Source organism: Streptomyces sp. NPDC049627 (genome assembly GCF_044465645.1).
GTDB lineage: Bacteria > Actinomycetota > Actinomycetes > Streptomycetales > Streptomycetaceae > Streptomyces.
In genome coordinates this window covers 573,628-586,684 of record NZ_JBITLW010000004.1, presented here as the reverse complement: position 1 = coordinate 586,684, position 13,057 = coordinate 573,628, and the positions used below count along the sequence as shown (strand labels likewise).

Below are 13,057 nucleotides of genomic sequence, written 5' to 3'. Positions count from 1 at the left end.
GCTGGGGAGCAGAGGTCGGGGAGCCGAAGGCTGGGGAGCAGAGGCCTGGGGAGCAGAGGCCTGGCATGGGCGAAGGTCGCGAACTCAGGATTCCGGCCCCGGACACGGTGGACGCGCGGGGGCGCCGATCGCGTTCGGGGCCGGGTTCGCTTTGAGAGGGCGCGGACGTCGGCCCACGGGGGCAGGGCCTTAGGCTGCTTCTGGCTTCGCCTTCGCCCTCGCCTCCGCACCCGCCTTCGCCTTAGGCTCCGCCTCCGCTTTCGCCTGCACCTCCGCCTCCACCTCCGCACCCGCTCCCGACCTCACCGACGTCACCGGGAGTCCCTCGGCCCGCCACGCCTGGAACCCCCCGACGAGATCGGTGGCCCGGTGCAGTCCCAGCCGCCGTAGAGATTCGACCGCCAGACTCGACGCATAGCCCTCGTTGCAGATCACCACGACCCGCAGATCGTGGCCTGTGGCCTCGGGGGCGCGATGGCTGCCCTGTGGATCGAGCCGCCACTCGAGTTCGTTGCGCTCGACGACGAGGGCGCCGGGGATCAGTCCGTCGCGTTCGCGCAGGGCCGCGTATCGGATGTCGACCAGCAGAGCCTCGCCGTGCTGCGCGGCCTCGTACGCCGCCCGGGGCTCGATCCGCGCGTAACCGGCGCGTACGCGCTCCAGCAACTCGTCGATGCCGACCGGCCGTTTCTCGACCCCGCCCGGACCTGCCGTGGGATCGCCTCCGCGGACCGACCGCTCGCCGACGCCGTTCACCGTCACCTCGCCACCTCCGCCAACCGGCCGTCCGCTCAAGCCCCGCACCGCAGCCCCTCCCCGCGCCTCAGCAGGTCCTGCCGCCCCGCTCACTGCCAGTCCTCCGGTCGTTCCACCTGCTCCAGTCGCAGAATCGGGCCGCTGCGGCTGAAGCGGCGGATCTGCGGCAGGGGCGGGTGGTAGGCGTGAACGGAGATCGCGTGCTGGTCGGCGGACTCGTTGAGGACCTCGTGCACATGGTGACGGCCGAAAGAGCGGCCCTTGCCGGTCGGCAGCCGGCGCTCGCGGTCCACGTCGTCCGTGAGCTCCAGGGTCTTCCAGCCGTCGGCGGGCAGCCGGACGGCGAGCGAGTTCTCCTTGAGCTCACCGGCCGCCGTCACGAAGGCCCCGACCGAGTCGGCGTGGTCGTGCCAGCCGGTACCCGTCCCGGGCGGCCAGCCGATGAGCCAGGCCTCGCTGCCGCCGGGCCCCTCGAGCCGTACCCAGGTACGGCCCTCGGGATCGAGCGGAAGCGAGGCGATCAAGTCGGCGTCGGCGGCAGTTCGCCGTACGAAGTCGAGAAGGTCCGCCTGCGTCGGCGTGGAGACCGGCGCAACACCCGGCTGAGAGGGGGCAACGGCGGCGGAGGAGACAGACACGTGCACCGTCCTGAAGAGAGTTCGCGAAAAGCGCGCGACACCACAGGGAAAGGAGTGGCTGGCGCGGGAAGAGAAGAAAGGGGATGCGACTTCAGCAGGACGGACGACACACGCAGCCCGCATAGCGGACGAGGTCCATATGGACCCTCCGCCACAGGCGCACACAGGTGTCGGTCATGGTCGGGAGTACACCATGGCGGTGCGAACCGGTCAACTCACTGTCACGATGCGGACCGCACAGTCACGGTGGGTGCCGCTTTCAGGTGAGTACTGCTTCCGTACGGCGGCACCCCGCACGACGAGATCAGCCTCCGTACGAAGACGTCAGCGCGAGCCGGCCGCTGCCCCGGCCTCCGCAGCCGCCCCAGGCCCCGCAGCCGTCCCGGCCTGCGTCTTGACCGGTCCGCCCAGTGCCGTTTCGGCCGCCGTGTACAGATCGGCCGGCCGGACCCCGCTCAACGCGGTCACCAGGTGACCGTCGGGCCGGATGAGCAGCACGCTGTGCGCGGCGGCCCCCGGATAGCTCCCCGCGACCAGCAGCTCGGCCGGATAGGGCAGCGCCGTCACCGCCGCCGCCAGCCGGGGCATGACTCCGGCGGACACCCAGTGCTTGCGGTCCCACACCTCCGTGCCGGGCGCGATCAGTACGACCAGCAGCGCGCCGCGTCCGAGCCGGTCCCGCAGCCATACGAAGGAACCGTCCTCCGCCGTGACCCGGACGTCCATGACCTGCGCACCGGGAGGTGTGTCCACGGGGACTTCGCCCTCCAGGCGCCCGGGTGAAAGCGGTGAGTCGGTGTACGCCCCCGGCGCGCCGATCGCTCCGTGCCCCAGGTGGCCGTCCATCAGCAGCGCGTCATGGCCCCGGGCGGAGCCGGGGACGACCGCGCGCAGCCCTCCGCCGCCGCGCAGCAGCGGCAGCGCCTGGTCGGCGGCGCGCAGCCGGGCGGCGACGACGGCGCGTCGCTCCGCCTGGTAGCTGTCGAGCAGCGCCTCGCGCGGGCCGTGGTGCCAGGCCGGCGCCAGCTTCCAGGCGAGGTTGTCGGCGTCTCGCAGACCCTCCTCGAGTCCGTGTGTGCCCAGCGTGCCCAGGCAGTGCGCCGCGTCCCCGGCGAGAAAGACGCGGCCCACGCGCCAGCGGCGGGCCAGGCGGTGGTGGACCGTGTGCACTCCGGTGTCGAGGAGTTCGTACGGCGGTGTCGGCCCCTCGGTCCAGCCGGCGAGCGTCTCCCGGATGCGGGCCACCAGTGTCTCGGGCGTGACCAGGTCCTTGCCCGGCGGCAGCAGCCAGTCGAGGCGCCACACCCCGTCCGGGAGCGGCCGTGCGGTGATTTCCCCGCCCGAAGGTCCGGACGTCCGCCACGGCGGCATCCGATGGAGCAACGCCTGACCGTCCCACGGAAGTTCCGCACGCAGGGCGGCCACGGCGTGTCGTTCCACTGCCGTACGGCCGGGGAAACGGATGTCCAGGAGTTTGCGGACCGTGGAGCGCGGTCCGTCGCAGCCGACCAGGTAACTACCGCGCCACCAGGTGCCCTTCGGGCCTCGGGTGTGGGCGGCGACGCCCGACGGCTCCTGCTCGATGGCGTCCAGACGGCTGTCGACGGCGACCTTGACGAGCGGTTCGCCGGCGAGGGCCGCGCGCAGGGCGCCGGTCAGCACGTGCTGGGCGATGTGCAGGGGAGCGGGGGAGACGGGGTTCGTGCCGCCCTCGCGGCCTGCTTCGGTGTCGTCGAACGTGACCTCGCGCATCACCTGCTTGCGCCGCATTGCCCGCCATCCGGACCAACGGGCTCCGGCCTCGGAGAGCGGAACATCCGTCAGACGCTCCATGAGGGCGGCGGTGTCCTCGCGCAGTACGACAGTGCGCGCGAGACGCGGTTCGTCCTTGCCGGGCCCCTCGTCGAGAACGACGGACGGCACCTCCTGGCGGGCCAGCGCCAGGGCGAGCGTGAGCCCGACGGGCCCAGCGCCGACGATGATCACCGGGTCCACGGCGCGGCGCCCCCTGCCCGCAGCGGTGTCCCGAAGGACGCAAGTGAACAGAAAGTTGGAGCAGGGTGCACGATCACAGAACGTATGCAACCCATTGCCGGTGCTTGCGTCAAGTGACGGAGGGCAGTGGCGATCATGCCACTGCCCTCCGTCAGCTCAAGCGATGTGACCAGTGGTCAGATGACCGCGCCGCCAGCGCCGGTTCCGTAGGTGCCACCTGTCGCGGCCGGGTTGAGCTCTTCCATGTCCTCTGCGCTGAGGACCGCGCCCGTGCTCCTCTTGCTGCGCCGCAGCCTCTTCTCCAGCCAGCTTGCGAAGCTGGTGAGGATGAAGTTCAGCACGATGTAGATGATCGCCACGACGATGAAGCTGGGGATGGGGTTGGCGTAGTAGGCCGCCAGGGTGCTGCGCGTGTTGAGCAGTTCGGTGAACCCGATCATCACGCCGCCCAGCGCGGTGTCCTTCACGATGACCACGAGCTGGCTGACGATGGCCGGCAGCATGGCGGTAACGGCCTGAGGCAGCAAGATGGTCCGCATTGTCTGACTCTTGCGCAGGCCGATCGCCAAAGCGGCCTCCGACTGCCCCTTGGGCAGGGCGAGGATGCCGGCCCGAACCACCTCGGCGAGCACGGACGCGTTGTAGAGCACCAGGCCGGTGACGACCGCGTAGAGCTGCCGCTGTTCAGTGGTGAAGTCCGCCCAGCGGTCGTAGGCCTCATTGGCGAACAGCATCAGCAGCAGGACCGGGATGGCCCGGAAGAACTCGATCACCGAGGTGGCCGGAACCCGCACCCACCGGTGGTCGGAGAGCCGTGCGATACCGAAGATCGCGCCCAACGGCAGGGCGATCACCATGGCCAGTGCCGCGGCCGTCAGTGTGTCGGCCAGACCTGGCAGCAGGTAGGTCGTCCAGGCCTGGGACTCGGTGAACGGCTTCCACAGCGCCCACTCCAGCTGGTTCTTCTCGTCCATGGCGTTCCAGACGAACCACGCGAGAAGGGCGAGCAGAGCGAAGAAGACCACCGAGACGATCACATTGCGCCGCTTGGCCCTGGGGCCCGGGGCGTCGTAGAGAACGGAGCTCATCGCTTCACCGCCAGTCGCTTGCTCAGCCAGCCGAGGAAGAGGCCGGTGGGCAGGGTCAGTACCACGAAACCGAAGGCGAAGACCGCGCCGATGAGCAGCGTCTGAGCCTCGTTCTCGATCATTTGCTTCATCAGGTACGCGGCTTCGGCCACGCCGATCGCGGCCGCCACCGTGGTGTTCTTGGTCAGGGCGATCAACACATTGGCAAGCGGGCCGATGACCGAGCGGAATGCCTGCGGCAGGATGATGAGCCGGAGAGTCTGACTAAAGGTCAGCCCGATGGCACGGGCCGCCTCGGCCTGGCCGAGCGGCACGGTATTGATGCCGGAACGAATCGCCTCGCAGACGAAGGCCGCGGTGTAGGCGACGAGACCGAGGATCGCCAGGCGGAAGCCCCGGACCTGGAAGTCGGAGGCGCCCATCGTCACGCCGAAGACATCGGCCAGGCCGAGCGAGGTGAAGATGATGATGACCGTCAGGGGGATGTTCCGGACGATGTTCACATAGGCCGTGCCGAACCCACGCATGAGCGGGACCGGGCTGACCCGCATCGCGGCCAGAAGGGTGCCCCAGATCAGGGAACCCAGGCCGGAGAAGACGGTGAGTTTCACCGTCATCCAGAAGGCACCCAACAGGGTTGGGTTGTTGTAGTCAGAAAGAAAGTCGAACACGATCTCCCGCGCTTCCGGGTGGGTGGCGTACGTGGATAGCGCGGCGCGCCGCCGCCCTGATCGCGGTGGACGGCGGCGCGCCGGTCAGGCACTGCGCTACTTGACGATGACGCCGATCTTCGGCGCGGGCTCGTTCTTGTAGTTGGCCGGACCGAAGTTGTCCTTGACCGCCTTCTCCCAGGCGCCGTCCTTTACCATCTTCTCCAGCGCGGCGTTGATCTTGTTGACGGTCTCGGTGTCGCCCTTCTTCACACCGATGCCATAGTTCTCGTTGCTCAGCTTGAGGCCGGCGAGCTTGAACTGGCCCTTGTACTGCTCCTGTGCGGCGAAGCCGGCGAGGATCGAGTCGTCCGTGGTCAGGGCGTCCACGGCCCCGCTCTGGAGCGAGGAGATGCACTCCGAGTAGCCGCTCCTCTCCTGCAGATTGGCCTTCGGAGCGAAGTCCTTCTTCACGTTCTGCGCCGAGGTGGAGCCGGTCACCGAGCACAGGTCCTCGCCGTTGAGGTCGGTGGCCTTGGAGATCTTCGAGTCGGCCTTGACCAGCAGGTCCTGGTGGGCCAGCAGGTACGGGCCGGCAAAGTCGACCTTCTGCTTGCGCTCGTCGGTGATCGAGTACGTGGCCGCGATGAACTTCACGTCGCCGCGGGCGAGCGCGTTCTCACGGTCGGCACTCTTGGTCTCGACGAACTCGATCTGGTCGGGCTTGTAGCCGAGCTCCTTCGCCACGTACGTCGCCACGTCCACGTCGAACCCGGAGAACTTGCCGCCCGGCTCCTTCAGGCCGAGACCGGGCTGGTCGTACTTGATGCCGATCTTGATCGTCTTGCCGCCACCGGAACCGGCGTTGTCCTTGTCTCCGTCCCCACCACAAGCCGTAGCGGTGATCGACAGAACAACTACAGCGGCCGCCGCGGCGGAGACCTTGCGGAGCTTCATGGTGAACATCCTTTGAGTGATGAAGAGATGCGTCCCGTCTGAGGTGTCCCTCAGGGGGTTGGATGACGCAGGTCGTCGGTGCGTGAAGCAGTCCGTCAGTGGTGCAGGATCTTGGACAGGAAGTCCTTCGCGCGGTCGCTGCGCGGGTTGCTGAAGAACTGGTCCGGCACAGCTTCTTCGACGATCTTGCCGTCCGCCATGAACACCACCCGATTGGCGGCCGAACGGGCGAAGCCCATCTCATGGGTGACGACGATCATGGTCATGCCGTCGCGGGCGAGCTGCTGCATGACCTCCAGGACCTCGTTGATCATCTCCGGGTCGAGGGCCGACGTCGGCTCATCGAAGAGCATGACCTTGGGGTCCATGGCCAGCGCCCGGGCGATGGCCACACGCTGCTGCTGGCCGCCGGAGAGCTGGGCGGGGTACTTGTCCGCCTGGGTGCCCACGCCGACCCGGTCGAGCAGGGCGCGGGCCTTCTCCTCGGCCTTCTTCTTGTCCGTCTTACGGACCTTGATCTGGCCCAGCATCACGTTCTCGAGCACGGTCTTGTGCGCGAAAAGGTTGAAGGACTGGAAGACCATTCCGACGTCGGCACGCAGTTTCGCCAGCGCCTTGCCCTCCGCGGGCAGTGGCTTGCCGTCGATCGCGATCGTGCCGGAGTCGATCGTCTCCAGGCGGTTGATGGTGCGGCACAGGGTGGACTTCCCGGACCCGGAGGGCCCGATGACCACGACGACCTCGCCGCGGGCGATCGTCAGATCGATGTCCTGGAGTACGTGCAACGCGCCGAAGTGCTTGTTCACGTCTTTCAGGACGACCAGCTCGCCGGTCGCGGCCACATCTTCCTTGGCCACCGATACTTCGGTCATCGCTCTCAGGCTCCGTCCTCCTCGGTTTCGGAGGACAGTAATAACCGTATCCGACCTGCGTCATTAGTTCTGAGGGGAATCTGAGCATCACGATCCGATAGCAATCGGACACGTGTCGTAGCAGTTGTGAGCTGGGCGCGTACCGGCTGGATAACGGAAGCCGCCCGCAACCGGAACCCACTTGACGGCGTCCTCGTCCATCAGCGTGACTGCATGGTGCACGCGCGCGTGTGCACGCACTGTGCATCCACGTGTATCCATCTGAATCGTACGGCCGGTGAACCGAGGGAGGCCGGGATGAGACTCCTCCTCGTCGAGGACGACAACCATGTCGCAGCCGCGCTGTCCGCGGTGCTGGCGCGGCACGGTTTCGACGTCACGCACGCGCGTAGCGGCGAGGAGGCCCTGCAGGCGCTCGTCCCCGAGGGCAACGGCTTCGGCGTCGTCCTCCTCGACCTCGGCCTGCCCGACCAGGACGGATACGAGGTCTGCGGCAAGATCCGCAAGCGCACCAGCACCCCGGTGATCATGGTCACCGCGCGCTCCGACGTCCGCTCGCGCATCCACGGCCTCAACCTCGGGGCCGACGACTATGTGGTGAAGCCGTACGACACCGGGGAGCTGCTGGCTCGGATCCATGCCGTCAGCCGGCGCACCGTGCAGGAGGACCCCGGGACGGGCGGCGACAGCGTGCTGCGCCTGGGCGCGGTGCACATCGAACTGCCCACCCGTCAGGTCAGCGTGGACGGTTCGGTCGTCCAGCTGACCCGCAAGGAGTTCGATCTGCTGGCCCTGCTCGCGCAGCGCCCCGGCGTGGTCTTCCGCCGGGAGCAGATCATCAGCGAGGTGTGGCGCACGAGTTGGGAGGGGACGGGGCGCACTCTTGAGGTGCATGTGGCGTCCCTGCGCGCCAAGCTGCGGATGCCCGCGCTGATCGAGACCGTACGCGGCGTCGGCTACCGGCTCGTCGCCCCGGCCGCATAGCGGGTAAGGGTGCGCACTCGTCTTCTCCCTCTGCTCATCGTCCTGATGGCGGCCGTCCTGCTCGCCCTCGGCGTACCGCTCGCCGTCAGCCTGGCCTCGGCCCAGCAGCAGAAGGTGGTCGTCGACCGGATCGACGACACGGCCTATTTCGCGGCCATCGCGCGGCCCGCCGCCGACGCGACCTCCGGACCCCGCGACGAGCTGCGCATCCTCAGCCGGGAACTCGAGAACTACTACGAGGTCTACGGCATCCGGGCCGGGGTCTTCCTGCCCAATGACACGCCTCTCGCCAACGGGCCCACGACCTGGTTCCTGCCCGAGACCGGCGAGGTGCGCGACGCCTTCGAGGAGTCGCTGCTCAGCCGGCGCAGCCACGACCCGAAGCAGGTGTGGCCCTGGCAGCGCAACCGCCTCGTCATCGCCTCGCCGGTCATCCGGGACGGTGACGTCGTCGCGGTCGTCGTCACCGACTCGCCCACCGGGCAGATGCGTTCGCGGATCCTGGAGGGCTGGCTGATCATCGGCGCGGGGCTGACGGCCGCGATGCTGGTGGCCGTCGGAGCCGCGCTCAGGCTGACCGGCTGGGTGCTCAGGCCGGTCCGGGTGCTGGACAGCACCACGCACGCGATCGCGAGCGGGCGACTGAAGACACGCGTCGCGGTGGCCAGCGGTCCGCCGGAACTCCGGCGCCTGGCCCGGTCGTTCAACGAGATGGCGGACAACGTCGAGGACGTGCTGGAGCAGCAGCGCGCCTTCGTCGCCGACGCCTCGCACCAGCTGCGCAACCCGCTCGCGGCGCTGCTGCTGCGCATCGAACTGCTCGCTTTCGAACTTCCGGAGGGCAATGAGGAGATCGCCTCGGTCCAGGCGGAGGGCAAGCGCCTGGCGCAGGTCCTGGACGACCTGCTCGATCTTGCCCTCGCCGAGCACACCGAAGCCGACCTGAGGCTCACCGACGTCGGCGCGCTGACCGCCGAGCGCGTCGCGGCCTGGGCCCCGACCGCCGAGGCCAAGGGGGTACGGCTGGTGGGGGACTGCCCGCCCACCACGGCCTGGGCCGACCCGGTGGCGCTGTCCAGCGCGCTGGACGCGGTGATCGACAACGCGGTCAAGTTCACTGCGAAGGACGAGTGCGTCGAGGTGACCGTCACGTCCAACGGCGGTATCTCGACGATCGTGGTGACCGACCACGGCCCCGGTCTCACCGACGAGGAACTCGCCCGCATCGGCGACCGCTTCTGGCGCAGCGGCCGGCACCAGAACATCAAGGGCTCGGGCCTGGGCCTGTCGATCTCACGGGCACTGCTCGCGGCGGGCGGTGGCTCGATCTCGTACGGCCGCAATGAACCGCACGGGCTGCGGGTGACGGTGACCGTGCCCAGGACGGCGCCGACGCAGTAGCGGGCGAGCGGAAGCGGGAGGGCGCGGCGACTGGGCCGGCCGCAGACGTGGGGTGCACGGGTAGCGGGGCCGGCTCAGTGTCGGGGCGAGCGGCAGCGGCAGCGGGATGGCGTGGTGGCCCGGACGGTGCACGCGCGGCGTGGCGTGGTGGCGGGGCCGGTGCACGCGCGGCGTGACGCGGCGGCCGGGCCGGGGCAGCAGCAGGGCTTGCGCAGTGGGGCCCGGCGCAGTGGCGGCAGCGATGCCCGCGTAGTGGCGGGCGGGGGGCGGCGCCGGTGCAATGGCGGGATCGGGGCCGGTGGAATGGCGGTATCGGCGCCGGCAGGCTCCTACGGCTTGACCGAGCGGTAGTAGCGCCGGGCGCCCTCGTGCAAGGCCAGGGGGTCGGTGTAGATCGCCGTGCGCAGGTCGACCAGTTGCGCGGAGTGGACGTGGGCGCCGATGCCGTCGCGGCTCTTGATCACCGTGCGGGTCAGCCACTCGGTGAGCCGGGGGTCCATGTCCTTGCGGGTGATCAGCAGGTTGGAGACGGCGATCGTCGGCACGGTGTCGCCGTTCTGGATGGTGGGGTAGGCCGACTCCGGCATGTTGGTCGCGCGGTAGAAGTGGGCCACGTCGCCCTGGGCGTGCACCTTGGCGACGAGGCCGGCTTCGATCGGAACGAACCGGAAGGAGGAGGTCTCGGCGATCTTCTCCAGCCCGTCCGTCGGCACCCCGCTCGACCAGAAGAACGCGTCGAGCTCGTGTCCCAGCCGCGCGGGCCCGGTGTCGATGCCGTCCGACCGGGGCGTGATGTCCTTCTCCGGGTCGATGCCGGCGGCCTCCAGCACCCGGGTGGCGATCAGCCGGACACCGGAGTTCGGCAGCCCTATGGCCACCCGCTTGCCCTTCAGGTCCGCGACGGAGCGGATGTCGGAGTCGGGCGGGACGACGAGCTGGACGTAGTCGTCGTAGAGACGGGCCACACCGCGCAGCCGGTCGAGGACGGGCTTGCCCTCGATCTTGAAGGTGTCCACCGCGTCGGCGGCCGCGATCGTGAAGTCGGCCTGCCCGGTCGCCACGCGCTCGACGTTCTCCTGCGAGCCGTCACTCGTCAGCAGCCGCACCTTCAGCTGCGGCATGTCCTTGGCGAGCTCCTTGCGCAGCAGGGCGCCGTACTCCTGATAGACCCCCGCGCGCGTGCCCGTGCTGAAGGTGATCGTCCCGCTCGGCGGTTCCTCACCGAGGGGCAGCAGCCACCACAGGAGCAGCCCCAGGGCGACGAGCCCTGCGGCCGAGCCCTGCAGGGCCCGGCGCCTGCTGATGCGGGTGAGTGCCTTGGACATGGCCGAGATCCTGCCAGCCGGTACACGGGGCTGACCAGGGCGGGGGTCACAGCGGTGCGGCAGGGAGTGTCGGAGGCGGACGTTACAGTCGGGCCATGAACTCCTCGCCCGCCGACCTCGTCCGCCAATTCCACCTCGCCTTCGGGCTCGACGCCCGCAGTACACCGACCGAGGTGTCCCCGGAACTGGCCGCGCACCGTGGGGAACTCCTCGCCGAGGAGGCGGCGGAGGTCGCCGAGGTGTCCGTCGGCGGGCCGCTGGACCGGCTGGCGCACGAACTCGCCGACGTCGTCTACGTGGCGTACGGCACCGCCTTGGTCCATGGCATCGACCTCGACGCGGTGATCGCCGAGATCCACCGCTCCAACATGACCAAGCTGGGCCCCGACGGCCAGGTCGCCCGCCGCGCGGACGGCAAGGTCCTCAAGGGCGAGCACTACGAGGCACCGGACGTGTCGGGCGTACTGCGGCGTCAGGGGTGGGCGGTCGGCAGGGCGTAGGGCTCTCACCGGTACGCGCCGCGGGTCGGGGAAGCCCCTCTCAGATGCCGCCACTGTGTACGGGGTGACCTGGGCCGCGCCTACTCCTCGGGGGCGCCGTCGGCCACCCGAAAAGTCTTGGTCCAGGTGGCGCCGCAGCGGCAGCGGGAGAACTCGACCAGCTCCCCGTCGTCGCCCACTCGGACGCCGTCCGCGATGCGCACGTGAACGTGCTCGCCCATCACTCGTCTCCCTCCGGCCTGGAAGCCCTCCTTCGGTGGAAGGCCTCATTCAACGGGCTGTCCGAATAGGGACCAAAAGGGCGATCGCATAGTGAGACCGCCGTCGAGCCCGGCGTCTTTGTGCCGCTCCCCGATCCGCTTCGACGGGCGATCTTCGCGTGGGTCCCCCAGGATGGTGGCGGTTGCCCGGTCAGGGGGCCGTCGAGGGCAGCCGTTCCCGTGTGCGGCTGACCGCAGCAGCCTCGTGTGCGGCTGACCGACGCAGCCTCGTGTGCGGCGCACCGCCGCCCCCTTCCTCACCCAGGAGCCCCTCATGGCAGTGATGACGGAGGAACTCGTACCGGCGTTGGAGGACGCGCATCAGGCGCATACCGCGGTCCTCGACCGCCTCCGCACGGACGCCACGGTCACGCCACCCGGCCCGCATCGCCAGCTTCTCGAACGCCGGGCCGCCGAGGTCGAAAGCGGCCTTCAACGCCTTCAGCGCCAGCAGCGTGCCCTGCGTCCCCGGGGCGTGCTGGGAACCGCGGCCGGCGTGACGCGTTCCGTCTCGCGGGGCGCGGTGCGCACGGCGATGCTGCCGTTCACGCTCGGGTCGAGGGCCGTCAAGGGCATGCTGCCCGCCGCGGGCCCGGCCGATCCACGCCGGCTGATGAGGAACACGGAGGACGAGTACGCCGCGGCAGCCCGGGCGCTGGCGGCGTGCCGGGCCGGGGAGGTGCTCGCCGAGCAGATGGACGAGCAGTCCACCGCCGACCTGCTCGGCTCGCTGCGCCGCCAGGACGAGGAACTGCTGCAGGAACTGGAGTACAGCCTCGCCGAACACGCCCGCGCCGTGGCGACGGCCGGAAACGGCCAGGCCCCGAGTGAAGGGGCGAACACCGGTCTTGCCGACACAGCGGCCCAGGCGATGTGGACCGCCTTCGACCGTGCACGCGACGTCGCCCAGCGCGGCGTCCAGAAGGCCCGGAGTGCGGTCGGGGGCACGCCGCGGGAGATGCGTGAGCGCGGCCCCATGGCCGAGGAGATCCTGGGAGCGGTCAGGCGGGAGGAGGATCTGCCGATTCCCGGGTTCAGCACGCTCAGCGCGCACCAGATCGAGAGGCGGCTGCGCACCCTGTCCCAGCTGGATCTGACCGTGGTGGAGGGCTACGAGCTCGCACACGACCGCCGCAAGAGGGTCCTGGACGCCATCGAGCAGTTGCGCGGCGACGAGCCGTGGACCGGCTACGACGCCATGGCCACGGAAGAGATCTCCGCAAGCCTCCAGGACGCCCCCTCCGACACGGCCCGCCAGGTGCTGGAGTACGAACGGCGCCACCGACAACGCCAGGAAGTCATGACCACCGCCAAGGCCCACGTCTGACCGCACCCGAGTACGGCCCGGTGACGGCACCCGAATACGGCCCGGTGACCGCACCCGAACTACGGCCCGGCGGCCCGGTCCCGTCGGCCCCTGCCCGGCCGGCAACCCGCCGCTCGGCCTTGGGCGGACAGCCTTGGCGTCGGTCCAGCGGAAACATGCGGGTGCCGGGTCTCGGCTTTGCCGGCCTCTGCCGTTGGCGCTCCGTCGGTCGGCCTTGGGCGGACAGCCTTGGCGTCGGTCCAGCGGAAACATGCGGGTGCCGGGTCTCGGCTTTGCCGGCCTCTGCCGTTGGCGCTCCGTCGGT

14 protein-coding genes are annotated in these 13,057 nt (G+C 69.7%); 4 read left to right on the top strand and 10 right to left on the bottom strand.

Going from position 1 to position 13,057, the window contains the following annotated elements; translation table 11 throughout:
• Positions 1–189 precede the first annotated feature (189 nt).
• From ACIBU0_RS14335 to ACIBU0_RS14300, 8 genes are all read right to left on the bottom strand, one after another.
• On the bottom strand, positions 190–675 hold the full coding sequence (locus tag ACIBU0_RS14335; RefSeq protein WP_398816932.1) for a rhodanese-like domain-containing protein: 486 nt from the start codon (positions 673–675) through the stop codon (positions 190–192).
• A 170-nt stretch (positions 676–845) separates the two neighbouring features.
• Entirely contained in the window at positions 846–1,394 is a 549-nt protein-coding gene (locus ACIBU0_RS14330; protein ID WP_398816815.1) for a cysteine dioxygenase, read from the bottom strand.
• A gap of 91 nt (positions 1,395–1,485) precedes the next feature.
• Positions 1,486–1,572, bottom strand: coding sequence for a putative leader peptide (locus ACIBU0_RS14325; RefSeq protein WP_313960178.1), 87 nt, complete (start codon positions 1,570–1,572; stop codon positions 1,486–1,488).
• Positions 1,573–1,718: 146 nt separating this feature from the next.
• The gene (locus tag ACIBU0_RS14320) at positions 1,719–3,389 is read right to left on the bottom strand and encodes an FAD-dependent monooxygenase (protein ID WP_398816812.1); all 1,671 of its coding nucleotides are present in this window, start codon (positions 3,387–3,389) and stop codon (positions 1,719–1,721) included.
• Between the two features lie 176 nt (positions 3,390–3,565).
• The gene (locus ACIBU0_RS14315) at positions 3,566–4,477 is read right to left on the bottom strand and encodes an amino acid ABC transporter permease (RefSeq protein ID WP_398816809.1); all 912 of its coding nucleotides are present in this window, start codon (positions 4,475–4,477) and stop codon (positions 3,566–3,568) included.
• Complete coding sequence (locus ACIBU0_RS14310; protein ID WP_398816806.1) at positions 4,474–5,148, bottom strand: amino acid ABC transporter permease; 675 nt, start codon at positions 5,146–5,148, stop codon at positions 4,474–4,476. Before ACIBU0_RS14310 ends, ACIBU0_RS14315 begins: the two co-directional genes overlap by 4 nt.
• A gap of 96 nt (positions 5,149–5,244) precedes the next feature.
• A complete protein-coding gene (locus ACIBU0_RS14305) occupies positions 5,245–6,084 on the bottom strand; it encodes a glutamate ABC transporter substrate-binding protein (RefSeq protein WP_398816803.1) in 840 nt (279 codons plus the stop codon).
• A 95-nt stretch (positions 6,085–6,179) separates the two neighbouring features.
• Positions 6,180–6,956 carry an amino acid ABC transporter ATP-binding protein gene (locus tag ACIBU0_RS14300; RefSeq protein ID WP_398816800.1) on the bottom strand — a complete coding sequence of 259 codons (777 nt, stop codon included), beginning with the start codon at positions 6,954–6,956 and terminating at the stop codon, positions 6,180–6,182.
• A 297-nt stretch (positions 6,957–7,253) separates the two neighbouring features.
• Here ACIBU0_RS14300 and ACIBU0_RS14295 point away from each other — a divergent pair, with 297 nt between their 5' ends.
• Both ACIBU0_RS14295 and ACIBU0_RS14290 read left to right on the top strand, forming a co-directional pair.
• The gene (locus ACIBU0_RS14295) at positions 7,254–7,940 is read left to right on the top strand and encodes a response regulator transcription factor (protein WP_398816797.1); all 687 of its coding nucleotides are present in this window, start codon (positions 7,254–7,256) and stop codon (positions 7,938–7,940) included.
• Between the two features lie 9 nt (positions 7,941–7,949).
• Entirely contained in the window at positions 7,950–9,341 is a 1,392-nt protein-coding gene (locus ACIBU0_RS14290; protein ID WP_398816794.1) for a sensor histidine kinase, read from the top strand.
• Positions 9,342–9,670: 329 nt separating this feature from the next.
• Here the strand turns inward: ACIBU0_RS14290 and ACIBU0_RS14285 are convergent, their stop codons facing one another.
• A complete protein-coding gene (locus ACIBU0_RS14285) occupies positions 9,671–10,666 on the bottom strand; it encodes a TAXI family TRAP transporter solute-binding subunit (RefSeq protein ID WP_398816792.1) in 996 nt (331 codons plus the stop codon).
• Positions 10,667–10,761: 95 nt separating this feature from the next.
• Between ACIBU0_RS14285 and ACIBU0_RS14280 the strand changes: the two genes are divergently transcribed.
• A complete protein-coding gene (locus tag ACIBU0_RS14280; RefSeq protein WP_398816789.1) occupies positions 10,762–11,166 on the top strand; it encodes a MazG nucleotide pyrophosphohydrolase domain-containing protein in 405 nt (134 codons plus the stop codon).
• 80 nt (positions 11,167–11,246) lie between these two features.
• Here the strand turns inward: ACIBU0_RS14280 and ACIBU0_RS14275 are convergent, their stop codons facing one another.
• Positions 11,247–11,387 carry a hypothetical protein gene (locus ACIBU0_RS14275; protein WP_398816786.1) on the bottom strand — a complete coding sequence of 47 codons (141 nt, stop codon included), beginning with the start codon at positions 11,385–11,387 and terminating at the stop codon, positions 11,247–11,249.
• A gap of 313 nt (positions 11,388–11,700) precedes the next feature.
• Here ACIBU0_RS14275 and ACIBU0_RS14270 point away from each other — a divergent pair, with 313 nt between their 5' ends.
• Positions 11,701–12,753 (top strand): hypothetical protein, encoded by a 1,053-nt coding sequence (locus ACIBU0_RS14270; protein WP_398816783.1) that lies wholly within the window; start codon positions 11,701–11,703, stop codon positions 12,751–12,753.
• The last annotated feature ends 304 nt before the right edge of the window (positions 12,754–13,057 follow it).

Coding starts and splice junctions, on each gene's coding strand:
- ACIBU0_RS14325 (WP_313960178.1), bottom strand. CDS start 1,572: ATGACCGACACCTGTGTGCGCCTGTGGCGGAGGGTCCATATGGACCTC.
- ACIBU0_RS14315 (WP_398816809.1), bottom strand. CDS start 4,477: ATGAGCTCCGTTCTCTACGACGCCCCGGGCCCCAGGGCCAAGCGGCGC.
- ACIBU0_RS14305 (WP_398816803.1), bottom strand. CDS start 6,084: ATGAAGCTCCGCAAGGTCTCCGCCGCGGCGGCCGCTGTAGTTGTTCTG.
- ACIBU0_RS14300 (WP_398816800.1), bottom strand. CDS start 6,956: ATGACCGAAGTATCGGTGGCCAAGGAAGATGTGGCCGCGACCGGCGAG.
- ACIBU0_RS14295 (WP_398816797.1), top strand. CDS start 7,254: ATGAGACTCCTCCTCGTCGAGGACGACAACCATGTCGCAGCCGCGCTG.
- ACIBU0_RS14285 (WP_398816792.1), bottom strand. CDS start 10,666: ATGTCCAAGGCACTCACCCGCATCAGCAGGCGCCGGGCCCTGCAGGGC.
- ACIBU0_RS14280 (WP_398816789.1), top strand. CDS start 10,762: ATGAACTCCTCGCCCGCCGACCTCGTCCGCCAATTCCACCTCGCCTTC.
- ACIBU0_RS14275 (WP_398816786.1), bottom strand. CDS start 11,387: ATGGGCGAGCACGTTCACGTGCGCATCGCGGACGGCGTCCGAGTGGGC.
- ACIBU0_RS14270 (WP_398816783.1), top strand. CDS start 11,701: ATGGCAGTGATGACGGAGGAACTCGTACCGGCGTTGGAGGACGCGCAT.